Annotated in this window: 2 protein-coding genes; both read right to left on the bottom strand. The window is 38.9% G+C overall.

Annotated features, from left to right (window positions below):
• Positions 1–4: 4 nt before the first annotated feature.
• A complete protein-coding gene (locus tag BZK14_RS12935; RefSeq protein WP_077926868.1) occupies positions 5–466 on the bottom strand; it encodes a head completion/stabilization protein in 462 nt (153 codons plus the stop codon).
• A 98-nt stretch (positions 467–564) separates the two neighbouring features.
• Positions 565–1,090: phage terminase small subunit (gene gpM / locus BZK14_RS12930; RefSeq protein WP_077926867.1), on the bottom strand; the 526-nt coding region annotated here is incomplete at its 5' end.

The following is a 1,090-nucleotide window of genomic DNA, read 5'->3' as shown; positions in this document are numbered from 1 at the left end:
TTTCTCATACCAATTCCACAAAAATTGCTGATTCATTGAAAAATGTTTGGATCGCTGCATAGCTTTCTTTGCGTAATTCAGCAACTTTGGGAATACCTGTTGCTGCACGATCTTCCCCAGCTTTACGAGTGAGATCAATGTCAAAAAATTCTTCTAACAACTGCGCTTTGGCTTCTGCATACACTGCTCTTTCAAAGTTATAAACATAACGGCTACGCCCTGCGATCTCTTTGCTTGGCACATCTTCCAAATGATCATATTCACTATGATTTTCTTCAAAAGAAGCCAATTCATAGATCGTACTATCTAGTGCAGACATCAATGCCATTTCAGCTTGTTCATTCTCAACAGAATCAAGTACACGCATTTTCTTGCGAAAATCATCAATATCAATACTTGGCCAAAACCCTGATCTTGGTATTGTTAATGATTGATTACTGCTTGTTTTGCCGACAAATCCGCTCATGTTTATCCTTAAAAGTTCGGGGGCTTATATTGATTAATAGCGCGTGTCATATACATGATCAGCTTCTCAATACAGCCCCCTTGCCGTGGCAGGCTCTTTTAGCCATCCTCTGACTGTTCTTCAATTACTGGTTCTTCAACTTTCTTACGCAACTGATCTGCTTTCGTTTTCACACCAACTTCTTTATCTAATTCCAAAGCATTATCCCAATAATGCAATGCTTCTTTGGGATCAGACTCCACAAGATGCTCACCAATTTTGCGATACAACTTCGCACGTAAATCATCTTTCACATCTTGTGCAATAAAGATCTTTTCAATGGATTTGAGCTGTTCAAAAGTTGCAATATCTGCCTGTTGATTGAATAAACGCAATAATGCACTTGCTGTTTTTTCTTCAAAAACAGGTGGCATTGGGTGATCACCACTTAACATGTAATCAGCAATTTGAATCGCATAATCCAAGTCACCTGCATCAATGGACCACACGGCCATTTCAGTTGTGATCTTGTCATAAGGCATTGCTTCATTTGCTAAAATACCATTGACCCAATCACGATAATGATCCAAACGTGACGCTTTAAACTCAGCTTTTGCAGACTTACTTTCTAAGCTATGTTGCTTT

Origin of the sequence: Wohlfahrtiimonas larvae (assembly GCF_002006755.1) — a bacterium.
Classification (GTDB): Bacteria; Pseudomonadota; Gammaproteobacteria; order Cardiobacteriales; family Wohlfahrtiimonadaceae; genus Wohlfahrtiimonas; species Wohlfahrtiimonas larvae.
This window is presented reverse-complemented; position numbering and strand designations above follow the sequence as displayed.

Bases quoted from the DNA above. Each gene is read 5' to 3' on its own strand.
- BZK14_RS12935 (WP_077926868.1), bottom strand. From the start codon at position 466: ATGAGCGGATTTGTCGGCAAAACAAGCAGTAATCAATCATTAACAATA.